The sequence below is a fragment of the Kribbella sp. VKM Ac-2571 genome (assembly GCF_004362255.1).
Lineage (GTDB): Bacteria > Actinomycetota > Actinomycetes > Propionibacteriales > Kribbellaceae > Kribbella > Kribbella pratensis.
Window position 1 is genome coordinate 115,198 of sequence record NZ_SNWS01000006.1, and the last position, 23,181, is coordinate 138,378.

Below are 23,181 nucleotides of genomic sequence, written 5' to 3' on the forward strand. Positions count from 1 at the left end.
GGCCGGTGGCAGACCGCTCCCACCACCTGCCCGGCTTGCCAATGGATCAGGTGCGAGTGATGACCAGCATCTGGTCGGCGCCTACCTGGAACTCGTAGGGCACCTTGCGGATCTCGCAGGTCACGCCCTCGAGCGAGTCCAGCAGGTCCGGCAGCCACGGGATCGACTCGCCGGCCCCTTGCAGCACCAGCGGGAAGATCCGCACCTCGGCATTACTGACCCGGATCAGCTCACGCAGCGCGGCCGCGTGCCAGTCCCGGTCGTACTTGTCGGCCCACGTGAACAGCAGGTGCGAGCACAGCACCAACTCGAACCGCCGATCGCCGAACGGCAGATCCGGCAGTCCCGCGGCGACGTACCGCTCCGGCGCGGCCGCGACATCCTGCAGGAACCGGTCGGCCGCCTCGATCCGTAACTGGTCCTTCCGCTCCGGCGATCCGTACCAGTTCCACACGAAACTCCCCTCGTGCTCGCCGATGATCCCCGACGTCGCCGGCAGGCTGCGCCGGACGCTGTCGACGAGTTCGGGATGGTCCAGCTCGTACGCCGGATCGGCGGCGATCGCGTCCACGCCACGGGCCGCGGCCTCGGCGGTGAAGCCGGCGCCACCCGCGCAGCAGTCGAGGACGGAGTCGGGGAGTTCCTTCAGGTCGAACATCGCTTCGTACTCGGCGTACGAGCGCGAGGTCACCAGCACGGGTCTACCTTTCGACGGTGGTCTTCCGGCGCAACCTGCCGTCGAGGGTGGTCGCCCCCGCCGCCAGAGCCAGGAACAGTACCGCCACCAGCAGACAGTTCAGTAGCACCTTTCCGTACCCGTGCTCGTCGACGTTCACGAACGGGTACGGGTAGAAACCGACGAACGCGCCGCGGACCAGCGTGAACACCAGCCACAGCACCGGGTACACGATCGACCAGCCGACGATCCCCCAGTCGGTGAGACCACGCGGCCCGAACAGCAGCCAGCCGAGTACGCCGAGAACTGGGGCCACGGTGTGCAAAAGGAAGTTCGTCACCCACGCCCACCCGCTCAGGTCGTCCAGCCCGGCCAAGACCGCGTGGTAGACGATCCCTGTCACCGCGATACACAGCACGCCGTTCAGGCGCAGCGTATTGAACACCGGACCGTGCGGGCGATCGGGCCACAGCGCGAGCACGAGCGCGGTACCGCCCAGCAGCAGGTTCGACTGGATCGTGAAGTACGCGAACACGTTGAAGAAGCGTTCAGGCGCGGTCGAGAAGAATCCCTCCTCGTTCTGCGCCGACAGCGGCGACTGGATCGCGATCCCCGCCAGGACCACCGCAACCGTCAGCCAGGTCCAGATACGCCCCGTCATCGTCATGAACGCAATGTACGACGCCACGTCGCCTCATACCCGGATCACACCGTCGACTTTGTGCACGACGTCCGTACGACGGGACGCCGCAGGCGCGGATCCCATGCACAAAGTCGATCAGACTGGCCTCTCGGCGCGCTCGAACGAGTAGCTGAACGAGACGACGGCGTCGATCGCCAGCACGAGCGTCCAGGTGCCGGCCGGGGCGAGCACCGCGTCGTACCCGCGACCGGAGAGCAGGCCGAGGCCGATCATGATGCCAACGCCGACGACGTACGCGAGCAGGTGCCGGAACCAGCCGGCGCGTTCGCGGCGGGCACGCTCCGGGCCCTTCTTCGGCGGCTTGACCGGACGCGGCGCGCCGCCCAGGAAGTGCGCAGCCCACTGGTCCGCCCACTTCAGCGTCTGGTGCCCGAACCCGACGCTGACGCCGATGAAGATCGCGGCCAGCGAGTGCTTGAACGCGGGCTCCGATCCCCGGTGGATGTCCAGGACGCTCGCGACCAGCAGCACGACGTCGACTAGCGGTACGCCGGCCAGCAGGACGAGGCCCGCCTTCGGCCGCCGCAGCAGGTAGCGCGTCACCAGGCCGGCGGCGAGCAGGACCCAGAATCCGATCTCGCACGCGGCGATCACAGCGATCAGCACAGCGTTCCCCTTCCGAGAAAGTTTTCAGTACGACTGTGTTGTAAAACGAGACTAACACAGTTGTGCTAAAAAGGACGCCATGCCGAAGATCGTCGACCACGCCGTCCGTCGCGAGGAGATCGCCGAGGCGCTGTGGCGGGTGGTCCGCCGGGACGGGATCCGCGCGGCGTCGGTGCGCACGATCGCCGCCGAGGCGGGCTGGTCCGCGGGCGCGGTGCGCTACTACTTCCCGGACCAGGACGGGCTGCTCAGTTTCGCGATGGACCTGGTGTCGCGCCGGGTGACGGAGCGGGTCAGCGCGATCGAGCCGAAGGGCAGCGCGATCGCGATCGCGTTGCGGTACCTCGAGGAGGCGCTGCCGCTGGACGCCGAGCGGCGTGCGGAGTTCGACGTCTGGATGGCGTTCATGGCCCAGGCCCAGGCCGAGACCGGCGCCGGCAGCCTGCACGAACACGTCGACACCGTGCACGACGGACTGCGCCGGTTGTGCGAGTCGCTGCTGAACTCGCTCGCCGACGACGGCGCTCTCGAGGACGGTCTCGATCTACGCCGCGAGGCCGAACGCCTGCATGCCCTGATCGACGGCCTCGCCCTGCACGCCGCGATCCAGCCCGAACGCAGCACGGCAACCCGGATCCGGCAGATCCTGCGGCATCATCTCGAGACGCTGATCGCCTAGGGGGTGTCTGATGGTTCCACGCCGTCGCGAGGAGGTGCTCGGTGCGGCGCAGTAGGCGTGGAACCATCAGACACCCCCTCAGTAACCCCTTACAAACCTGGGTTTTGGGAGAAGAATCGCCGAGACCGGACTAAAACGTCGCGGCACATGGCACGATCACCGCATGGAGTCCGAGGGGGTGATCGTCGTCAGTGGAATCATGGCGGCGGGGAAGTCGTCGGTGTCCCAAATGCTCGCCGAGAGATTCCAGTACGGCGTGCATCTTCGGGGGGACGTTTTCCGGCGGATGATCGTCAGCGGTCAGGCCTCGATGGCCGACGACGTGCTCGAGGCACAACGCCAATTGCAGCTGCGCTACCGGCTGGCCTGCAAGTCCGCCGACGAGTACGCGAACGCCGGCTTCACAGTGGTTCTGCAGGACGTGGTGATCGGCGAACTGCTGCGCGAATTCCTGGACGGCATCCAGACCCGGCCGCGGTACCTCGTCGTACTGACGCCGCGCCCGGAGATCATCTCGACCCGGCTCGGCGGCGGCGCGCATCATCTGGTCGACGAGCTCGACTACGAGCTGCACGCGTTCAGTCCGCGACGCGGGTTGTGGCTGGACAACTCCGACCTGTCGGTCGGCGAGACCGTCGACGCGATCCTCGGACGTCTCGACGAGGCACGCTTCGACTGACGCCGTCACCAACGTGCCGCGCGGCGACCGGGTGACCCGTCGGCTACCCGAGGGTAGTTTGAGTGGATGACCACCGTACGGCGGACGTCCTGCAATCTCTGTGAAGCGATCTGCGGTGTCCTGGTGACCGTCGAGGACGCCCACGTCGTCGACATCCGCGGCGACGAGTCCGACCCGCTGTCGCGCGGTCACATCTGCCCGAAGGCAGTCGCACTGCGCGATCTCCAGGAGGACCCCGACCGACTGACCACGCCGGTACGACGTACTCCTGACGGCTGGCAGGAGATCGGATGGGAGGCGGCGTACGAGCTCGTCGTCGACAAGCTCACCGGGATCCAGCGCGAGCACGGGCGGAACGCGGTCGGGGTGTACCTGGGAAACCCGAACGTGCACAGTCTCGGCGCGCTCACCCACCTGCCGACGATGGTCCGGCAGTTGCGGACCCGGAACCGGTTCAGCGCGACGTCGATCGATCAGTTGCCGCACATGCTGGCGTCGTACCTGCTGTACGGGCACCAGTTGATGGTCGCGGTGCCGGACATCGACCGGACGTCGTACCTGCTGATGCTCGGGGCGAATCCGTTGGCGTCGAACGGCAGCATGATGACCGCGCCCGGGTTCGGAAAACGTTTGAAGGAGTTGCGGAAACGCGGCGGAAAGCTGGTCGTCATCGATCCCCGCCGGACCGAGACTGCAGCGGTTTCCGACGAGCACCATTTCGTCCGTCCGGGGACGGATGCGGCGTTTCTGCTCGCGCTGATCCACGAGGTGGTCACGCAGGGCTCCGCGCGGCCGGCGGCGTACGTCGACGGCTTCGAGGCCGTGGAGGCAGCGGTCGAGCCGTGGACTCCGGAGCGGGCGGCGGGAATCACCGGGATTCCGGCGGACGTGATCCGGCGGATCGCGCGGGAGTTCGCGGCGGCCGACCGGGCAGCCTGTTACGGGCGGGTCGGGGTGTCGACGCAGGAGTTCGGCGCGATCTGCCAGTGGGCGATCCAGGTGCTGAACATCATCACCGGGAACCTCGACCGGGCCGGTGGAACGATGTTTCCCCGGCCGGCGGTGAACACGTTGCTCGGGCTCGGACGCGGGCACATCGGCGTCTGGAAGAGCCGGGTGCGCGGGTTGCCGGAGTTCGGTGGTGAGCTGCCGGTGTCGACGATGGCGGAGGAGATCCTCACGCCGGGCGAGGGCCAGATCCGCGCGATGGTGACCGTCGCCGGGAACCCGGTGCTGTCGACACCGGACGGGCGGCGGCTGGACGAGGCGCTCGGGTCCCTGGACTTCATGGTCGCGGTGGATCCGTACATCAACGAGACGACGCGGCACGCCGACGTGATCCTGCCGCCGGCGCCGCCCCTGGAGCGGGACCACTACGACCTCGTGTTCCACCAACTCGCCGTACGGAACACCGCGCGGTGGAACGACGCCGTACTCCCGAAGCCCGCCGAGGCGCGGCACGACTGGGAGATCTTCCGGGATCTCGGGCTTGCCTTGGTACGGCGTACTCCCTGGAGCCGGCGCCGGGTCGAGACGACGGCACGACTGCGACTGTCGCCGCGGTGGATCGTGGACGCGGGGTTGCGGATCGGGCCCTATCGGTTGTCCGTCGGGAAGTTGCGGCGCTCGCCGGGCGGGGTCGACCTGGGTCCGTTGCAGCCGTCGCTTCCCGGGGCTCTGCACAAGAAGTCGAAGCGGATCGATCTCGCGCAGCGGATGATCCTGGACGACCTGCCGCGGCTGGACGCGTTGACCACCGTTGCGGTCGACGAGCTGCTGCTGATCGGCCGCCGGCACCTGCGCAACAACAACTCCTGGATGCACAACTCCGCACGGCTGGTGAAGGGGAAGCCGCGCCACCAGCTCCTGATGCATCCGCACGACCTGGCAGACCGCGACCTCGCCGACGGCCAGGTGGTGACCGTGACCTCCGCCGCCGGGTCCATCTCGGTTGAAGTTGCCTCAAGCAACGACATCATGCCGGGCGTCGTCAGCCTGCCCCACGGCTTCGGCCACAACCGTCCCGGCACCCACCTCACGATCGCCAATCAGCTCGCGGGGCCGAGCGCCAACGACATCACCGATCGCAGCCGCGTCGACCCCACGTCCGGCACCGCGGCCGTCAACGGAGTCCCCGTGACCGTCACCGCGGGGCAGAACTCTCCCGAATGAGCAGCAGCGGCGTCGAGTACAGGTGGGACTGAGGTTGCGCCCCTGCCAGGACGTCCAGCAGCCGGTGCGTCACCTCGGCGCCGTAGCCGACCACGTTGTGGCTCAGGGCCGTGAGGGTCGGATGCGTGATCCGGCAGAGGGCCGAATCGTCCCAGGCGACCAACGTGATGTCGTCCGGGATACGGAGGCCGAGCGTCTGGATGACGGCCAGACCGGCCACCGCCATCAGGTCGTTGTCGTAGATGATCGCCGTGGGCCGTGGGACGGCGGCCAGTACGTCGCGGGTCGCATCTGCGCCCTGCGTCGCCGAGTAGTCGGTGTGATGGACCGAAGTCGTCAGCCCGAGCCGGCGGGCGGCCACGTCGTACGCCTGGTCACGGATCCAGACGTCGCCGAACTCGGGCGGACCGGCGATCCGCGCGATCACCCGGTGCCCGAGCGACTCCACATGATCGAGCGCCGCGGTCATCGCCGCGGTGCCGTCGGTCCAGACACACGGCATCCCGTCCGCGAGCGCGGGATCGCCGACCAGGACGGCCGGCAGACCGAGCTTGCGCAGTACCGGGATGCGGGGATCGGCGACCCGGAGGTCGACGACGATCACGCCGTCGACGCGGCGCTCGGCGGTCCACTTCCTGTACGTCGCGATCTCCTCGTCCAGGTCGGCCACGACCTGCAGGGCCAACGCGTACGACTTCTCCGACAGGACCGACTCGACGCCGCCGACGAAGCCCATGAAGTACGGCTCCTCGATCAGCGTCTGGGCGGACCTGGCGAGCACCAGCCCGAACGTCTCACTGCGCGCGGCGGACAGTTGCCGCGCGGCCCGGTTCGGCACCCACTCCAGCTCGGCGGCGACCTTCAGCACGCGCGCCCGGGTCGCCTCCGACACCCCGGGCTGGTTGTTGAGCGCGTACGACACCGCTCCTTGGGAGACCCCACAACGCCGGGCGATCTCCTTGATGGTCACACGAGACACGACGACACCCTCCTCACGGGCGGCCGGATCGCTGACGGTCGATCCAGCACTCTTCAGTGTGATCCCGTTTCAACCCTCTGTCATCACCTAGGCACACAAAGTGACTGTTTGATCAAACCCTCTCCGTACCTCATTCGCGGGGGAGACGGGTTGGGGGAACATCAAGGTGACCGCCCAGTCGTTGGGCGGAGGGTGGTGTGGACGGGTCGGGGTGGGATACGGTTTCCTTCGTTACTTAACCGGTTCGGCTTATCAATCGGCGTCGACCCCAGGGCAGCGGGTAGAAGCGCCGCCGACAAGGAGAAACCATGGTCGCAAAGGACCACCTGTCCCTCCAGCTCTACACGGTCCGGGGCAAGCTCGAAGAGGACTTCGACGGCACCCTGGCCCGGATCGCGGAGATCGGCTACACCAAGGTCGAGCCCTTCGGTGTGACCGCCTACGCGGATCGTCTGGCCGAGGCGCTGCCCAAGCACGGACTCTCGGCTCCCACCACGCACGCCGGCCTGCTCCGCGAGGACAGCGCCCCGATCTACGCGGCCGCGAAGCGGCTCGGCATCACCACGGTGATCGACCCGCACACCGACCCGGCGCGCTGGCAGTCGGCCGACGAGATCAAGGTCATCGCGGACGGGCTGAACAAGGCTGCCGTCGAGGCTGCCGACCACGGCATCACGGTCGGCTACCACAACCACCAGTTCGAGCTCGAGTCGAAGATCGGTGGCGCGCACGGGCTGGAGATCCTGGTGGACAACCTGTCCGACGACGTGATCCTCGAGGTGGACACGTACTGGGCCGCGGTCGGCGGCGCCGACGTACCGGCGCTGCTGAAGAAGTTCGGCGACCGGGTCACCGCGATCCACGTCAAGGACGGCGACGGCACCCTGGACAACAAGGCGCAGGTCGCGGTCGGCGACGGAGTCATCGCGGTCCGGGACATCCTGGCCGCCGCTCCGCAGGCGCTCCGGGTGGTCGAGCTGGACGACTTCTCCGGCGAGATCCTCGACGCGGTTGAGGGCAGCTACGCCTTCCTGACCGGAGAGGGTGCGCCTGAATGAGTGCAGTCGGTGTTGGTGTTGTCGGCGCTGGAGTGATCTCGGACGCCTACATCAAGAGCATGCAGAGCTTCCCGGACTTGAAGGTTGTCGCGATCGGTGATCTGCGGCCGGAGGCTGCCAAGGACAAGGCCGAGCAGTACGGTATCGAGACCCACGGGGGTCCCGAGGCGGTGCTGAGCAACCCGGATGTCGAGATCGTGGTCAACTTGACCATCCCGGTCGCGCACGTCGAGGTGGCGCTCGCCGCGGTGGCGGCCGGTAAGCATGTGTGGAGTGAGAAGCCGTTCTCGCTCGACCAGGACAGCGGCCTGAAACTGCTGGCGGCGGCACAGGACGCGGGCGTGCGGCTGGGCTGTGCTCCGGACACGATCTTGGGTCCGGGTCTGCAGGAGTCGCGGCGGATCATCGAGCGTGGTGACATCGGTACGCCGTTGACCGCGCTCACCTTGATGCAGTCTCCCGGCCCGGAGTCCTGGCATCCGAACCCGGCGTTCTTGTTCCAGGAAGGCGCGGGTCCGTTGTGGGACATCGGCCCGTACTACCTGACCACGCTGGTGCAGCTGTTCGGTCCGGTGGCTGCGGTCGCGGGGCTGGGCTCGAAGTCGCGGGACAAGCGCACGATCGGCTCCGGTCCGCTGGCGGGGACCGACTTCGACGTGACCGTGCCGACGCATGTCAGCGCGATCGCGAGGTTCGAGTCGGGTCAGTCGTCGCAGAGCATCTTCAGCTTCGACTCACCGCTGCCGCGGGCCGGGTTCGTCGAGATCACCGGGACCGAGGCGACGCTGGCCGTGCCGGACCCGAACGGGTTCGACGGGGAGATCAAGATCCGCCGGCGCGGCGCCGACGACTGGGAGACGATCGCCGAGACCAAGGCGGTCGCGCAGCGCGGTACCGGGGTCCTCGAGATGGCGCGCGCCATCCGGGCCGACCGGCCGCACCGGGCGACCGGGGCGCTGGCGTTCCACATCGTCGACGTGATGGCCTCCATCACCGACTCGATCGACACGGCTGCGTTCGTGGACGTGAACAGCACCGTCGAGGTCGCTCCGATCCTGCCCGACGACTGGGACGTCACCGCAGCAACGCTATGACGAACATCCTTCTCGATCCCCGGCGGACCGTCGTGTTCGCCGGGGACTCGGTGACCGACTGCGGCCGCCGTACCGACCCCGACGGGCTCGGCGACGGCTATGTCCGCAATCTGTACGACGACCTGTCCGGCGAACTCCGCGATCGTCGGCCGGCGATCGTCAACGCCGGCATCAGCGGCAACCGGGCGGTCGATCTGGCCGCCCGGTGGGCCGACGACGTACTGGCGCACGACCCGTCGCTGGTGTCGATCCTGATCGGGATCAACGACACCTGGCGGCGGTACGACGAGGACGACCCGACGACACCTGAGGACTTCGAGGCGTCGTACCGGTCACTGCTCGACCCGCTGTCGTGTCCCGTGGTGCTGATGGAGCCGTTCCTGCTGCCGGTGAAGGACGGGCAGGAGGAATGGCGCGAGGACCTGGACCCGAAGCTCGACGTGGTCCGGAAACTGGCCGTCGAGTACGGCGCGATCCTGGTGCCGACCGACGTCGAGCTGACCAAGCAAGCAGTATCCGTCGGGCCGGCGGCGCTCGCCGGCGACGGCGTACACCCGTCCGCCGCCGGACATCGTGCCCTCGCCGATCTGTGGCGACGGTACGTCCTGGACGCCTGACGTTCACCGCTCCCCGGGATCTCGCGAGGGAGCGGTGCTGTTCTACTAAACCGGTTCATCCCTGGAGTCCGACTGTGACATCACTCAAGACCTTCGACCTGACCACCGACGGCGGTGCTGCCTGGACCGTGCAAGCGGTCGAAGGTCCGGCCCCTGACGGCCTGATCGGCCGTGCCGTGGCCGCGACCGTGCCGGGCGAGGTGCACACCGACCTGCTCGCTGCCGGCGAGATCCCGGACCCGTTCGACGGTGACAACGAGTCCGCGCTGCACTGGATCGGCCGCACCCGCTGGAGTTTCCGGACCACCTTCAGCTGGGTTGCCGACGGCAACGAGCGGCAGGAGCTGGTGGCCGAGGGCCTGGACACGGTCGCGACAGTCACGCTGAACGGCCAGGAGATCGGGCGGACGGCGAACCAGCACCGCTCGTACCGGTTCGACGTCACCGGCGTACTGGTTGCCGGCGACAACGAGCTGGTGATCGAGTTCGAGGGTCCGGTGGCGGCGGCCGAGGCGGAGCGGGCGAAGGTCGGCAGCTGGCCGCACACCAACCTGCACCCGTACAACGAGTTGCGGAAGATGGCCTCGAACTTCGGCTGGGACTGGGGACCGGACGTCGCGACCGCGGGCATCTGGCGACCGATCCGGATCGAGTCCTGGTCCGGCGTACGCATCGACTCGGTCCGCCCGCTGGCGGGCGCCGACGGTGTTCTGAACACGTTTGTCTCGCTGGTCTGGACCGACACCGCCGCCGAGTACGCCACCGTCACCGTGGAGGTCGGCGGTACGACGCAGTCCACGAGCGTCAAGCCCGGCACCGACACCGCCGTCGTCACCAACCGGGTCCCCGCGGTGGATCTCTGGTGGCCGCGCGGGTACGGCGAACAACCGTTGTACGACGTGACGGTGACGCTGGCCGACGACACGTGGACAGGCCGCGTCGGTTTCCGGGAAATCAGCCTGAACGTTGCCCCAGACAACGACGGTACGCCGTTCGTGCTGTCCGTGAACGGCAAGCCGATCTACGTCCGCGGAGCGAACTGGATCCCCGACGACGCGTTCGTCACCCGCCTCAACGCCGCCACGTACCGGACGAGCATCGAGGACGCGGTCGACGCCGGCATGAACCTGCTGCGGGTCTGGGGCGGCGGGATCTACGAGAGCGAGGACTTCTACGACGTCTGCGACGAGCTGGGAATCCTGGTCTGGCAGGACTTCCTGTTCGCGTGTGCGGCGTACTCCGAGGAGGAGCCGCTCTGGAGCGAGGTCGAGGCCGAGGCCCGCGAGGCCGTCACCCGGCTGAGCCGGCACGCCAGCCTCGCGGTGTGGAACGGCAACAACGAGAACATCTGGGGGTACGTCGAGTGGGGCTGGCGGGTCCCGCTCGCCGGGCGGCCGTGGGGCGCCGGGTACTACCTCGACCTGCTGCCGAAGATCGTCGCGGAGCTCGACCCGCGGACGCCGTACTCGGCGGGTAGCCCGTACTCGTTCGACCAGTTCATCCACCCGAACGACGACCGGCACGGGACGATGCACATCTGGGACGTCTGGAACCAGGTGGACTACACGACGTACCGCAAGTACAAGCCGCGGTTCGTGTCGGAGTTCGGGTTCCAGGGGCCGCCGGCGTGGTCGACGCTGACCTCGGTCGTGCACGACTCGCCGCTGGACCCGTACGGCGAGCAGATGCTGGTGCACCAGAAGGCGTTCGAGGGCAACCTCAAGCTGGAGCGAGGGCTCGGCGAGCACCTGCCGATCTGGAAGAACATCGACGACTGGCACTGGACGACGCAGCTGAACCAGGCCCGGGCGATCGCCTACGGCATCGAGCACTTCCGCAGCCTGTTCCCGTTGAACACCGGCGCGGTCGTCTGGCAGCTGAACGACAACTGGCCCGTGGTCTCGTGGGCCGCCGTCGACGGGCACGGGATCCGGAAACCGTTGTGGTACGCGTTGAAGCGCGTGTACGCCGACCGCCTGCTGACCGTGCAACCGCGGGACGGCGAACTGGTCGTTGCCGCACACAACGACACCGATGCGACCTGGTCGACCGAGGTGACCGTCACGCGGCGTTCGACGACAGGCGATGAGGTGCTGGCCCGGGAGACGTTCGCGATCGAGATCGCGGCGCGCTCGGCGATCGTCAGCGAGCTTCCGGACTCGGTTGCGGTTGCGTCGAACCCACGCGCCGAGTACCTGGAGGTGCGTGGCGCCGACGGCGTCACGGCGTACTGGTACTTCGTCGAAGACACCGAGCTGCAGCTCGCGGGCGACGCCTACACCTCCAAGGTCACGCCGACCGAGGGCGGGTACGACGTGACCGTCATCGCGACCGCGCTGGCGAAGGACCTGGCGCTGTTCCCGGACCGGTTGGACGCGGCAGCACGGGTGGACTCGTGCCTCATCACCCTGTCAGCAGGCGAGAGCCACACGTTCCACGTCATCGGAGCATCCGCTCCGGAGCAGGTCGCCGTACCCGTCCTGCGGTCGGTCAACGACCTGCTGGCCTAGAGTGAGTGGGTGAGCTGGGGGAAGCGGGTTGCGGTCGGTCTGTTACTGCTGACCGTTGTTGGGTGCAGTGACACGAAGCCGACGGCCGGAGTGGTGACTGAGACGCCTCAGACACGCGCTCCGGCCACGCCGATCCCGCCGTGGCGTACGGTCCGGCCGACCCTTGCGACGGTGCAGGCCAGGCCGGGTGCGTCCAGCAACGCCAAGGTGATGCCGGTGGTCGACCACGGGCCGCGGGACAAGAAGCAGGTCGCGTTGACGTTCGACGCTGACCTGACTGAGCTCATGCGTCGCCGGCTGCTGAGCGGGAAGGTGCAGTCCTACTACAACAAGGCTCTGGTCGACGAGCTCCAAACGATGCGCGTGCCGGCGACCATGTTCCTGACGGGCATGTGGATGGAGCAGTACCCGCAGGTCGTCCGGGAGCTCGCCAACGACCCGCTGTTCGAGCTGGGGACGCACACCTACGACCACCGCGGTTTCACCAAGCACTGTTACACCCTCGGGACAGTGCCGCGCGGCGAGATGCTCGCCGACGTACGGCGGGCCATCGTGCAGCTGGACCAGCTGGATCCGCACGCCACCAGGTGGTTCCGCTTCCCCGGCGGGTGCTACGACGCCACCGCACTGCACGAGCTGGCACCGGCCGGTGTCACCGCAGTCGGGCTGGACGTGCCGGGCGCGGACGGGTTCGCCAAGTCGGCACAGCCGATCGTCAAGCAGGTCCTCGACCACGTGCAGAACGGGTCGATCGTCGTACTCCACATGCACGGCGGCGACAACGCGCCGTACACAGCACAGGCAATCGGCCCGATCGTGCGAGAGCTACGCGCCCGCGGCTACGAACTGGTCACCGTGACCCGGTTGCTCAGTCGACGTTGACCGCGACGTACTTGACTTCCAGGTACTCCTCGATGCCGACAGTGCCGCCCTCGCGGCCGAGGCCGGACTGTTTCACGCCGCCGAACGGTGCGGCGGGGTTGGAGACGATGCCCTGGTTGAGGCCGATCATCCCGGCCTCCAGCCGTTCGGACACCCGGAGCGCGCGGCTCAGATCCTTGGTGAACAGGTAGGACACGAGGCCGAACTCGGTGTCGTTGGCCATCCGCACGGCCTCGTCCTCGGTGTCGAACGCCGTCAGCGGCGCGACCGGTCCGAAGATCTCCTCCTTCTGCAGCCGGGCACTCTGCGGTACGTCGGCCAGCACGGTCGGCTGGAAGAAGTACCCATTGCCCTCAGCAACCGCCCCGCCGGTCAGCGCGCGGGCGCCCTGCGCCATCGCGTCAGCGACCAGGTCGGCGACCTTGTCCCGCTGCTTCGCGTCGATCAGCGGGCCGACGTCGACGCCGTCCTCGGTGCCGCGGCCGACCTTCAGCCCGGCCATCCGCTCGGTCAGCCGGGTCGCGAACTCGGCCATCACCGACGACTGCACGTAGATCCGGTTGGCCGCCGTACAGGCCTCGCCGCCGTTGCGCATCTTGGCCAGCATCGTGCCTTCGACGGCCTTGTCCAGGTCAGCGTCCTCGAACACCAGCAGCGGCGCGTTCCCGCCGAGCTCCATGCTGGTCCGCAGTACCTGCTCCGACGCCTGCTCGAGCAGCTTGCGGCCGACCGGGGTCGAGCCGGTGAAGGAGAGTTTGCGGGCGCGGCCGTCACGGATCAGCGGCTCCATCACGCCGCCCGAGTCGCTCGTGGTGACCACGTTGAGCACCCCGGCCGGAAGTCCGGCCTCGGTCATCAGCTCGGCCAGCTTGAGCATCGACAGCGGCGTCTGCGAGGCCGGCTTGATCACCATCGTGCAGCCGGCCGCGACTGCCGGGCCGATCTTGCGGGCGCCCATCGCCGCGGGGAAGTTCCACGGTGTGATCAGCAGGCAGGGGCCGACCGGCTGGCGCATCACCAGGAAGCGGCTCGCACCGTTCGGCGCGATCTGGTAGCCGCCCTCGATCCGGACCGCTTCCTCGGCGAACCAGCGGAAGAACTCGGCCGCGTAGGCGATCTCGCCCTTCGACTCGGCAACCGGCTTGCCCATCTCGAGCGTCATCAGCAGCGCGAGGTCGTCGGCCCGCTCGGTCATCAACTCATAGGTACGGCGGAGGATCTCGCCACGTTCCCGCGGTGCGGTAGCGGCCCACTCGGCCTGTGCGGCGACCGCGGCGTCCAGCGCGGCCAGGCCGTCCGCCGGGCCGGCATCGGCCACCTCGCAGAGCGTCGTCCCGGTGGCCGGATCCTCGACGGCGAGGGTCTTGCCGCCGCCGGCCGCAACCCACTTGCCGCCGATGAACAACTCGGTCGGACACGCCTCGACGACTTCGCGCTCTCGTGACATGAGTTCTGCCTCTCGACTAGTCGGCAGTACCCAGGTTAGGCCGTGGCTATGAGCGGGGGTGCGGACCTCGGGACTGTGCGGACGATCCGGGTCAGCGCGGCCGCGACGTTGCGCAGGATGGACGACCGGATCAGCCCGTCGAAAGCCAGTGGGACGATCATGATCTCGTCGGCGGTGGTCTCGGCGACCAGTCGGCCCAGCGCGGCCGCCACCGTCGTACGGGAGCCGACGATGTGTCCGGGATAGTCGAGCAGCCGTTCGGCCCGGCCGCGCTCGCGTCCGGTCAGCGGGGGCTCCAGCAACGCCATCAGCTCCCCAGGCGTCACGCGCGGTCCCGCAGCGGCCAGGCGTGTCTGCACCCGGACGTACTCGGCGAACCGGACCAGCGCCTCCTCGTCCGAATCCGCTGCCACCACTCCGACCGTGGCTGCGATGTACGGCCGCGTCTGGGGCCCGGTCGGCTCGAAGTGCTCGCGGTACGCCGCCATCGCAGCAGGGGTCGTTTCCGCCGCGCAGTGGTGCGTGAGAAAGACGGGCAGCCCACGTGCGGCGGCCGTCATCGCAGCAGCCGGGCGATCGGCCAGCACGAACACAGGTGGCGGCTGCCCGGCCAGCGACAGCCGTACGTCGCCGATCGGCGCCCGTCCCGGCGTTCCGTCGCGCAGGAAGCCGCACAGCTCGTCCAGCCGCTGCGGAAACGTGTCGCGCGCACCGCCGGCGAGTGCAGCCGCAGTACTGGACGCAACGCTGCTTTGCTCGGCCACACCGAGGTCGATCCGACCCGGGTACGCCGCAGCGAGCGCGGCGAACTGCTCAGCGACCACCAGCGGCTGGTGGTTGGTCAGAAGGAGCCCGCCGGCTCCCAACCGGATGCGGTCAGTTCGTGCGGCCAGGACGGCTGCCAGCACCGCCGGCGCTGCACCGCCGACGCCTCGGACACCATGCTGCTCCCCTATCCAGAACCGGCGGTACCCGAGGTCATCAGCGGCCAGTGCCACCTCCGCCGTCTCCCGGAGCGCGGCCGCAGCCGACTGACCGGGCAGCTGCGGTACGACGTCCAGCACAGAGTGAGCCGAGACAGTCAAACCGGGAACGGGTGGAGTGAGCACGAGCCCACGGTCCCAGCGCCGGGACCGATCCACATGGGGGTTCGGCCCCCAACTTCCGCACCGCCTGCCCCCATCCGCACGGCGGGTTTCCGCGGGGTGAATTTGGGTGTTCGGGGCTCTTGTTCCGGCAGGTACCGCGCAGGCATCGTTCCGGTCTACCCGCCTGCTGCCACCACAGGCCGTCGAGGTGCTGATTACAGCGAAAATATGGGGGCCGACTACCCATGCCCGGGCCCAGGGGGCGGTGGCAGCCTGAGCGCGTGCTCAACTCCGCGATCCGCACCGGCCAGCCAGAGACCTGGTGGTCCGCGGGCCTGCGGCCGCACGAGTTGACCCACGCGCGCACCCGGTCCGCACCGGCCTGGGCGGCGTACGTGGAACGCAGTACCTCTCTCCCACCGAGCGCGCCTGCCGCCGGTCGAGACCCTGCAGGGACCGGTGTTCCCGGCGGCCACACTTCAGGTGGGGCGGCCGCGACAGCGGATGGGTCCGGCACGGACTGGCGGCAGGCGCTCATGCATTGTCTGGCACCCCTGCTGGACTCGGCCCGCCAGGACCTGGCCGCGGCCGGCCACACCGGAGCCGTCGCCGAGGAGTTCCTGCACCGGCTCGGTCTCCGGCTGGTGAAGCTGGCCGCGCGGACGCTGGTCCTGGAGCTCGCCCGGGCCCGGGACCGCGGCGAGCTGGCCGGTGACACCCCGGCCGAACGCTTCCTGGACTTCACCCGCCGGCTCGTCGGAGGGAGCGAGCTGGCGGAGTTCCTGGCTGCCTACCCGGTGCTGGCCCGGGTCCTGAGCGAGTCGTGCCGACAGGGCGTCGAGGGACACCTCGAGCTGGTGGCACGACTCGCTGAGGACCGCGAATCACTGGTCACCGGGCTGCTGGGCGGCCGGGACCCCGGTGCCGTGACAGCGATCGAGCCCAGTGGCGACCCGCACCGCGGCGGACGCTGCACCGCGATCCTCACCTTCGCGGACGGTCAGCGGGTGGTCTACAAGCCGCGATCGCTCGAGCTGCACGGGCACTTCAACACGTTCGTGGACTGGCTGAACACGCACACCACGCTAGGCATCCGCACGGTCCGGCTCCTTCCGCGCGACGGCTACGGCTGGCAGGAGTACGTCGTCCACGAGCCGTGTACCGATCCGGCCGGCGTACGGCGGTTCTACCAGCGGCAGGGAGCCTTGCTCGCGTTGCTGTACGTGCTCGACGGCACGGACATGCACTTCGAGAACCTGATCGCCGCGGGCGACCAGCCGGTGCTGGTGGACATCGAAACGCTGTTCCACCCCAGCCCGGAGCCGGTGTCCGCGTTGACCCTCGATCCGGCGCACCGTTCGCTCGTCGGATCGGTGTTCCGCACGGCGCTGCTGCCGCTGCTCGTGCCGGGTGAGCACGGTGTCTCGGACCTGTCCGGGCTCGGCGGGCACGCGGGCTCCGTGACACCGGCCAGTGTGGTCGACTGGGCCGACGCCGGTCTGGACTCGATGCACCTGGTACGGCGACCTGGGCAGCGACGGAGCGCCGCCAACCGTCCGATGCTCGACGGACAGCTGATGGACCCGCGGGATCACGAAACCGCCCTGATCACCGGGTTCCAGGCCGCATATGAGGCGATCGCCTGGCACCGTGACGAGTTCCTGGGGCCGGACGGCTTGCTGGCAACCTGTGCTGCTGACCAGATGCGCTTCGTGCCCCGCAGTACCAGCCTGTACACAAGCCTGCTGGACGAGTCGACGCATCCGGACGCGCTGCGGGACGCGGCCGGCCGCAGTCAGCTGCTCGATCTGCTGTGGGACGCGGACGAGTCGCTGCAGGCGATCGTCCCCTTCGAGCTGGCCGACCTGTGGGCGGGCGACGTACCGCTGTTCACGGCTCGCCCGGACAGCCGGGACGTGTGGGCCTCCGACGGCACGCGGGTTGCCGATGTCCTCGCCGGCGAGGGCCTGGCCGCGGTCCAGGCGAAGGTCGCGAGCCTCGGCGACATCGACGAGCACCGCCAGACGTGGCTGATCTCCGCGTCGCTCGCCACCCGCCCGGAGCCGATCACGCACGCGGCCACGGGCATCCGGGCACACGTGGGTGCGACCGTACCGGACCCCGACCAGCTACTGGCCGCGGCCGTGGACATCGCCGACGAGGTCATGGCGCAGGTGATCAGCGACCCGGGCGGTGCGGCCAACTGGCTCGGCCTCGAACTGATCGACGACCATCACTGGGCCGTCCGTCAGATGGGCGCCGGCCTGCCCAACGGCTACACGGGTACGGCGCTCTTCCTCGCACAGGTCGGCGTACTGACCGGAGCGGACAAGTACTGCGAGTTGGCCCGGGACGCGATCCGTCCGCTCCCCCAACTGCTCGAGGCCCTGGCCTGCGACCCGGAGTCCGCAGCTCTCGTCGGCCCGGGCTTCCACGGCCTCGGGGGCATCAGCTACGGGCTCAGCCGACTGTCCGAGCTCCTGGGCGACCCCGACCTCGCCAACTGGCTGGCCGCGTCGCTGGAGCTCAGTGAACGGCTCGAAACCGACCCCACCGAGTTCCCGTCGTACGCCGAAGGCGCGGCGGGTGGGCTGGCCGCGATGCAAGCAGTGCAAGGCTTTCCGGCCGCCGGCCGACTGGCCGAGCGCTACGCGAATCACCTGGTGACAACCGTCGAGGACGGACTCCGTGGCCGAGTAGCAGCGGACCACGGCTTCGCTCGCGGCTTCCAGGGAATCGCGTGGTCGCTCGGCCAGTACGGCGAACCCGGCGACCGGTACCTGGACGCAGCTCGCACAGCGGCCGACCTGGATCGCCGCGGCGGTCCGGGTGGACCTGGCTGGTGCTCCGGTGACGCGGGAACCGCTCTGGCGCGGGCCGCGACCGGAGTACCCGCGGACCTCGACGCCTATCTGAGGGCCGCAACCCAACGACCGGTGCTCGCCGACCTGAGTCTGTGCCACGGCGAGCTCGGCGCGGTGGAGTCACTCGTGTGGCTCGCCGCACGTGAGTACCCAACTGCAGAGGCGGCACGGCGACGTCGTGCCGGGTTGGTGCTCGCGGCAGTACAGCAGTACGGACCGCAATGCGGGACACCCCGTGCCATACCGTCTCCAGGCCTGCTGACCGGTCTGGCAGGAGTCGGCTACGGACTGCTCCGACTTGCGTTCCCCGAAAGGGTTCCGTCCGTGCTGCTGCTCGAACCAACCGCCGGGCCGCGGTGCGGCACAGCACCAGAGCCCACAGTGTGACAAGGGGAACAGCATGACCGCCCAGCACCACGATGTCCAGCACCACCATCCGGCCGACGAGCCGTCCGCGGCGCCGGACCGCACCGACCCGCTCGGCCCGATCCAGTTGCCGATGCGGCACAAGGTCGGCGCCCGGGCGATGGCCCTGGTCGGAATCGTCGGCCTGAGCGCGGCGGCGGCGGCCGTCGTGGTCCCCGACGGCCTCCCGTTCGGGACGACCTAGGCCGGGCGACCTGCTGGACGTCACCAGCGAGCGTTCGACGCAGTGGCCGGCCGCCCCCGTCCGGGAGTGGCCGGCCACCGGTCGAACTGCCTGCGGTGACAACCATCAGTCGTTACAGTTGGCAATCATGCAGACCCGTTCGCCTACGGTGGTCGGCAGAGACCGGGAGATCGATACCCTTCACCGCCTGCTGGCCGGAGCCCGCGACGGTCACGGCGGTGCGGTCTTCCTGGTCGGCGAGCCCGGCATCGGAAAGAGCCGCCTGGCCGCGACCGCCACCACGCAGGCCCTCGACGCCGGTATGACGATGCTGCGCGGACGCGTCGGCGCGATCGGCACGATGGTTGCGTTCCGCCCGTTCACCGAGGCTCTGCTGTCGTTGATCCGGCGCGGCGAAATGCCCACGACGGAGAGCCTCGGCCCGTACCGCCAGGTTCTTGGCCGGCTGGTGCCGGACTGGGACGACGGCACCGCGCACGACACCGCTGCGTCACCGGTCGTGCTCGGAGAGGCAGTGCTGCGACTACTCACCCTGGTGGGCCGGGAGCGAGGCTGTCTGCTGGTGCTCGAGGACCTTCACGGCTCGGACCCGGAGACGCTCGCCGTGATCGAGTATCTGCTCGACAACCTGGACGAGCAACCGATCGCGCTGGTCGCGACGATGCGGTCCGAGACCTGCGCGGCGTACGAACTGGCACAGTTGTCGGCACAGCGCGGTGCCGCCGAGTTGATCGAACTCCACCCACTGGACCGCGCCGAAGTGGCGGAGCTCGCCGCGGGCTGTCTGGAGGTTGCGGTCAGCGGCGTGCCCGAACAACTGGCGGAGCAGTTGTGGAGCGACAGCGCCGGAATCCCTTTCATCGTTGAGGAACTGCTGCAGGAGGCGAACCGCAGCGGGCAGCTGGTGTCCGGGCCGGACGGCAGCGTGCAGGTGGTCGACAACCTGCAGACGAGCGTCCCGCCCGCGGTGGTGCGCAGCATCAGCAGCCGTACGGCGCAGCTCGGGTCGCAGTCACGGGACATCCTCGTGCTGGCGGCGGTGATCGGGCACCGGTTCCCGCTGAGCGTCGTCCGCGAGGCGACGGGAACGGACGAACGTTTGCTGCTGGCAACGCTGCGGGCCGGCCTCGCCGCGCAGCTGGTCGGTCCGGACGAGCCGGCCCCGGACTGGTACGCGTTCCGGCATCCGCTGACCGCCGAATCGCTGCTGGCCGGCCTGACGCCGACCGAGCGATCGGCCTTGGCCAGTCGCTGCGCGGACGCCGTCGAGGAGCTGCACCCCGGTCTGCCGGGCGAGTGGTGCCCGATGGTCGCCGAGCTCGCCGAAACCGGTGGCGACAGCATTCGCGCCGGGCGGCTGTTCGCACTGGCCGGGCGCCGGTCGTTCGACGACGGCTCGACCGGGTCGGCCGCCAACCTGCTCGAGCGCGCGAACACCCTGCTCAGCGCCGATCCCGACATCGGGCACCGGGCCGACGTGCTCGGTTCGCTGTTGCTCGCACTGAGCGCGACCGGCCGCTTCGAGCACATCGCCGCGCATGCCGCAACCGTCGACGAGCTGGCCGACCGCAACCTCGACAGCCGCAAGGTGGCAGCGCTGCACGTCCAGCTCGCGAACGCCGAGATGATGGCCGGCCGCTGGTCGGCCGCGCTGGCCCATGTCGCGACCGCCCGGTCCCTGCTCGGCACCGATGCCAGCGACGCCGACCTCGCCCCGGTCGACGCGATCGCGGCGAACCTCGAGCTGGCCCGCACGAGTCCCGGCCGGCTCAAGGCCGCGACCGAGCTGGCCACCCGCGCGGCCGCCGCGGCCGAACGCGCGGACCTGCCCGAGGTGGCCTGCGAAGCCCTGCAACTGCTGGGGATCCTGGCCCGCGAGCACGACCTCGACCTGTCGATCGACTACTTCCACCGGGCCCGGCAGCTGGCCGAGGACCACGGGATGACCTACCAGCGGGTCGGCTCGCACTTCTTCCAGGCAGGCACGATCGTGCTCGCGAACGGCAGCATCGTCGAGCTCGAGCGGGCCCGGCAGCAGGCGCTGCGGATCGGCGCCATCCCGTTGATGTACGAGGTGGACGGCATCCTCGGCCAGCAGGCGATCCTGCGGTCCGAGTACGAGCGGGCCGCCGAGATCATCGCCGAGTGTCTCGAGGTCACCCGGCGGCTGCGGATGGGCCGGGCCGCGACGTACTTCCTGGTGATCAAGGCGATCCTGGAGGCGCACCAGGGCCGCCGGGCCGCGATGGAGGCGACCCTGACCGAGGTCGCCAACTGGGGCGGCGAGCGGGCGTCGTACGAGCTGCCGTACTCCTACGGGCTGGCCAGGACGTTCTGCGCGCTCCTGGAGGAGAACCGCGAGCTGGCCGACTCCGAGCTCGCGCAGGCGCTCGCGTACGACGCTCAGAACCCGACCACGCTGCACCTGACCGGTAAGAACGGTCTGGGGCTGCTGCTCGGCGTACTGTCCGGACGGAACGGGTGGGCGCATTTCGAGGCGGTCACCGCGACGGCCGCGAGCGGCATGCGCTGGAACCACCAGTTCGTCCAGCTGGCGCACGCCGTACTGCTCGGACGGGACGGTCAGGTGGAAGCGGCCAACGCCAAGGTGGTGGAGGCGATGGATACCGCGTCGCTGTACCCGCTGGCGCGCAACCTCGGGCTACGGCTCGTCGCTGAACCCGCTCACGCGGACGGGTGGGGTGAACCGGTCGCCTGGCTGCGGCAGGCCGAGGACTACTTCCACAATGCCGACATTCCAGCAGTCGCGAGTGCGTGTCGCAGCCTGATGCGGCAACTCGGTGCGACAGTCTCACAGCGGCGGATCGGCTCGGAGCAGGTTCCGGCGTACCTGAGACAGCTCGGCATCACGACCCGTGAGTACGAGGTGTGCCAGCTGCTGGTGGACCGGATCGGAAACAAGTCGATCGCATCCCGGTTGCACATCTCGCCGCGCACCGTCGAGAAGCATGTCGCCAGCCTGATGTCCAAGACCCAACAACCGGATCGGGAGGCACTGAGCAGTTTCGCCCGGACCGTGCTTCAGGACTAGGTTGTCGACTCACGCACCGATATCCGCCAGTTCGGTCGATTGATGGACAGTATTTACGAACGCTCGCTATCTATACTGTGCGAGTGGCAGGCAAGGGGTCGGACATGAGCAAGGGAACGGTCGGCGGCGGCGGTACGACGATGCTGCGGCGGATCAACGTGGCCGCGGTCCTGGACGCGGTACGCCGCTCCGCGCCCGCACCGTTGCGCGTCGCCGAACTGGTCGAGCGCACCGGCCTCGCCAGGCCGACGGTCGCCCAGGCCGTCGACGAGCTGCTCGACGCCGGCTGGCTGCAGCAACACGGCCCCGACTCCGCGGACCGCTCGCTCGGTCGCCCGGCCATCCGCGTCTCGCTGCGTGGCCGTGCCGCACCGGTGCTCGGACTCGACGTCGGCCCGCACCGGGTCACCGTCGGCGTCTCGGACCTGGCCGGCCGCAAGCTGTCGCTGGTACGGCGCTCCGGACCCGGATGGACCGCGCAGGAGCTGCTCGGCGTCATCGGTGAGGTCATCAACGAGGCGCTGGCCGAGGCCGAGGTGCCTGCCGAGGACATCGCGGCCGTGGTCGCCGCGAGCCCGGGCATCGTCGACGAGCACACCGGCCGGGTCCAGCTGGTCCCGAGTGTGCCGGGCTGGTCGGCGATCGACCTGATCAAGCACGTCCGCGGTCTGCTCGACTGCCCGGTCATGCTGGACAACGACGCCAACCTGGCCGCGCTGGCGATCGCCGCGGCGCGCGGCGGGACCGGCACGTTGCTGGCGGTGCAGTGGGGTGAGCGGCTCGGTGCGGGCATCGTCATCGACGGCCGGTTGCACCGTGGCACCGGGGCGGCCGGTGAGATCGGCTTCATCGCCACCGACACGGACGACGTGATCAACCCGGAGGACAGCCGCGGCCCCCTGGAGCGTGCGGTCGGCTCGGAGGCGATCGCGGCACTCGGTCGTCAGGCCGCGCTGGACAACCCGCAGTCGCGGCTGGCGGAGCTGGGTGGAGAGCAGCTGGACACCGCGGACGTGTTCGCCGCTGCGGCTGAGCGTGACCCGGTCGCGCAGGCCGTCGTACAGCAGGTCGCCCGGACGTTCGCACGCGCGTTGGCGCCGTCTGTGCTGGTGCTGGACCCGACTGCGGTGGTGATCGGCGGCGGTGTCGCCCGCGCCGGCGCCGTACTGCTGGACGCCATCTCGGACCAGCTGCGCTTGCTGACGCTCAACCACCCGAGGCTGGAGCTCTCCGCCTTGGCCGAGGACGCCGTAGTCACCGGGGCCATGCGCATGGCCCTCGACGAGGTCTGGCAACGCAAGCTGCCGACCCCGGCGATGACCAGCACTACCTAGCCACCGCAGGTCCCTTCACGACCTTCGCACCGGGCGCACCACACCAGCAGGTGTAGGTGAGTTCGTAGAGCACCTGTCCCGCCAGATCGACGCGGCGGTCCAGGCCCGTCACCATGCTCATCGGCAGCAGC

19 protein-coding genes are annotated in these 23,181 nt (G+C 69.2%); 12 read left to right on the top strand and 7 right to left on the bottom strand.

Features of this window, described 5'->3' with window-relative positions; genetic code table 11:
• Positions 1–46: 46 nt before the first annotated feature.
• The 3 genes from EV651_RS15160 to EV651_RS15170 form a co-directional block, all read right to left on the bottom strand.
• Entirely contained in the window at positions 47–697 is a 651-nt protein-coding gene (locus tag EV651_RS15160) for a class I SAM-dependent methyltransferase (protein ID WP_133785825.1), read from the bottom strand.
• A 4-nt stretch (positions 698–701) separates the two neighbouring features.
• Entirely contained in the window at positions 702–1,343 is a 642-nt protein-coding gene (locus EV651_RS15165; RefSeq protein WP_133785826.1) for a Pr6Pr family membrane protein, read from the bottom strand.
• Positions 1,344–1,454: 111 nt separating this feature from the next.
• On the bottom strand, positions 1,455–1,985 hold the full coding sequence (locus tag EV651_RS15170; RefSeq protein ID WP_133785827.1) for a 2TM domain-containing protein: 531 nt from the start codon (positions 1,983–1,985) through the stop codon (positions 1,455–1,457).
• Between the two features lie 79 nt (positions 1,986–2,064).
• Between EV651_RS15170 and EV651_RS15175 the strand changes: the two genes are divergently transcribed.
• The 3 genes from EV651_RS15175 to EV651_RS15185 all read left to right on the top strand — a co-directional run bounded on the left by EV651_RS15175 (position 2,065) and on the right by EV651_RS15185 (position 5,515).
• Positions 2,065–2,664, top strand: a complete 600-nt coding sequence (locus tag EV651_RS15175; RefSeq protein WP_133785828.1) for a TetR/AcrR family transcriptional regulator — start codon at positions 2,065–2,067, stop codon at positions 2,662–2,664.
• A gap of 163 nt (positions 2,665–2,827) precedes the next feature.
• On the top strand, positions 2,828–3,343 hold the full coding sequence (locus tag EV651_RS15180) for an AAA family ATPase (protein ID WP_133785829.1): 516 nt from the start codon (positions 2,828–2,830) through the stop codon (positions 3,341–3,343).
• Between the two features lie 66 nt (positions 3,344–3,409).
• Complete coding sequence (locus EV651_RS15185) at positions 3,410–5,515, top strand: molybdopterin-dependent oxidoreductase (protein WP_133785830.1); 2,106 nt, start codon at positions 3,410–3,412, stop codon at positions 5,513–5,515.
• Here the strand turns inward: EV651_RS15185 and EV651_RS15190 are convergent.
• The gene (locus EV651_RS15190; RefSeq protein ID WP_133785831.1) at positions 5,487–6,494 is read right to left on the bottom strand and encodes a LacI family DNA-binding transcriptional regulator; all 1,008 of its coding nucleotides are present in this window, start codon (positions 6,492–6,494) and stop codon (positions 5,487–5,489) included. The two genes, EV651_RS15185 and EV651_RS15190, sit on opposite strands and share 29 nt — an antisense overlap.
• 308 nt (positions 6,495–6,802) lie before the next feature.
• Between EV651_RS15190 and EV651_RS15195 the strand changes: the two genes are divergently transcribed.
• The 5 genes from EV651_RS15195 to EV651_RS15215 all read left to right on the top strand — a co-directional run bounded on the left by EV651_RS15195 (position 6,803) and on the right by EV651_RS15215 (position 12,655).
• Positions 6,803–7,552 carry a sugar phosphate isomerase/epimerase gene (locus tag EV651_RS15195; protein ID WP_133785832.1) on the top strand — a complete coding sequence of 250 codons (750 nt, stop codon included), beginning with the start codon at positions 6,803–6,805 and terminating at the stop codon, positions 7,550–7,552.
• The gene (locus EV651_RS15200; RefSeq protein ID WP_133785833.1) at positions 7,549–8,646 is read left to right on the top strand and encodes a Gfo/Idh/MocA family protein; all 1,098 of its coding nucleotides are present in this window, start codon (positions 7,549–7,551) and stop codon (positions 8,644–8,646) included. The genes EV651_RS15195 and EV651_RS15200 overlap by 4 nt, the downstream gene beginning before the upstream one ends.
• On the top strand, positions 8,643–9,263 hold the full coding sequence (locus tag EV651_RS15205) for an SGNH/GDSL hydrolase family protein (RefSeq protein ID WP_133785834.1): 621 nt from the start codon (positions 8,643–8,645) through the stop codon (positions 9,261–9,263). The genes EV651_RS15200 and EV651_RS15205 overlap by 4 nt, the downstream gene beginning before the upstream one ends.
• A 74-nt stretch (positions 9,264–9,337) precedes the next feature.
• Positions 9,338–11,773 (top strand): glycoside hydrolase family 2 protein, encoded by a 2,436-nt coding sequence (locus EV651_RS15210; RefSeq protein ID WP_133785835.1) that lies wholly within the window; start codon positions 9,338–9,340, stop codon positions 11,771–11,773.
• Between the two features lie 9 nt (positions 11,774–11,782).
• Entirely contained in the window at positions 11,783–12,655 is an 873-nt protein-coding gene (locus EV651_RS15215; RefSeq protein WP_238156901.1) for a polysaccharide deacetylase family protein, read from the top strand.
• On the opposite strand, the gene EV651_RS15220 is transcribed toward EV651_RS15215, so the two are convergent.
• Complete coding sequence (locus EV651_RS15220) at positions 12,642–14,102, bottom strand: NAD-dependent succinate-semialdehyde dehydrogenase (RefSeq protein ID WP_133785836.1); 1,461 nt, start codon at positions 14,100–14,102, stop codon at positions 12,642–12,644. The genes EV651_RS15215 and EV651_RS15220 overlap by 14 nt on opposite strands.
• 35 nt (positions 14,103–14,137) lie before the next feature.
• Entirely contained in the window at positions 14,138–15,166 is a 1,029-nt protein-coding gene (locus EV651_RS15225; RefSeq protein ID WP_238156902.1) for an MsnO8 family LLM class oxidoreductase, read from the bottom strand.
• A 305-nt stretch (positions 15,167–15,471) separates the two neighbouring features.
• Here EV651_RS15225 and EV651_RS15230 point away from each other — a divergent pair, with 305 nt between their 5' ends.
• The 4 genes from EV651_RS15230 to EV651_RS15245 all read left to right on the top strand — a co-directional run bounded on the left by EV651_RS15230 (position 15,472) and on the right by EV651_RS15245 (position 23,050).
• On the top strand, positions 15,472–18,441 hold the full coding sequence (locus EV651_RS15230) for a type 2 lanthipeptide synthetase LanM family protein (RefSeq protein ID WP_133785838.1): 2,970 nt from the start codon (positions 15,472–15,474) through the stop codon (positions 18,439–18,441).
• 13 nt (positions 18,442–18,454) lie between these two features.
• Positions 18,455–18,664 (top strand): hypothetical protein, encoded by a 210-nt coding sequence (locus tag EV651_RS15235; protein ID WP_133785839.1) that lies wholly within the window; start codon positions 18,455–18,457, stop codon positions 18,662–18,664.
• A gap of 127 nt (positions 18,665–18,791) precedes the next feature.
• The gene (locus EV651_RS15240; protein WP_133785840.1) at positions 18,792–21,716 is read left to right on the top strand and encodes an AAA family ATPase; all 2,925 of its coding nucleotides are present in this window, start codon (positions 18,792–18,794) and stop codon (positions 21,714–21,716) included.
• 104 nt (positions 21,717–21,820) lie between these two features.
• Positions 21,821–23,050: an ROK family transcriptional regulator gene (locus EV651_RS15245; protein WP_238156903.1), complete on the top strand. Its 1,230-nt coding sequence runs from the start codon at positions 21,821–21,823 to the stop codon at positions 23,048–23,050.
• On the opposite strand, the gene EV651_RS42965 is transcribed toward EV651_RS15245, so the two are convergent.
• Positions 23,043–23,171, bottom strand: coding sequence for a hypothetical protein (locus tag EV651_RS42965; protein ID WP_255512185.1), 129 nt, complete (start codon positions 23,169–23,171; stop codon positions 23,043–23,045). The genes EV651_RS15245 and EV651_RS42965 overlap by 8 nt on opposite strands.
• Positions 23,172–23,181 lie beyond the last annotated feature (10 nt).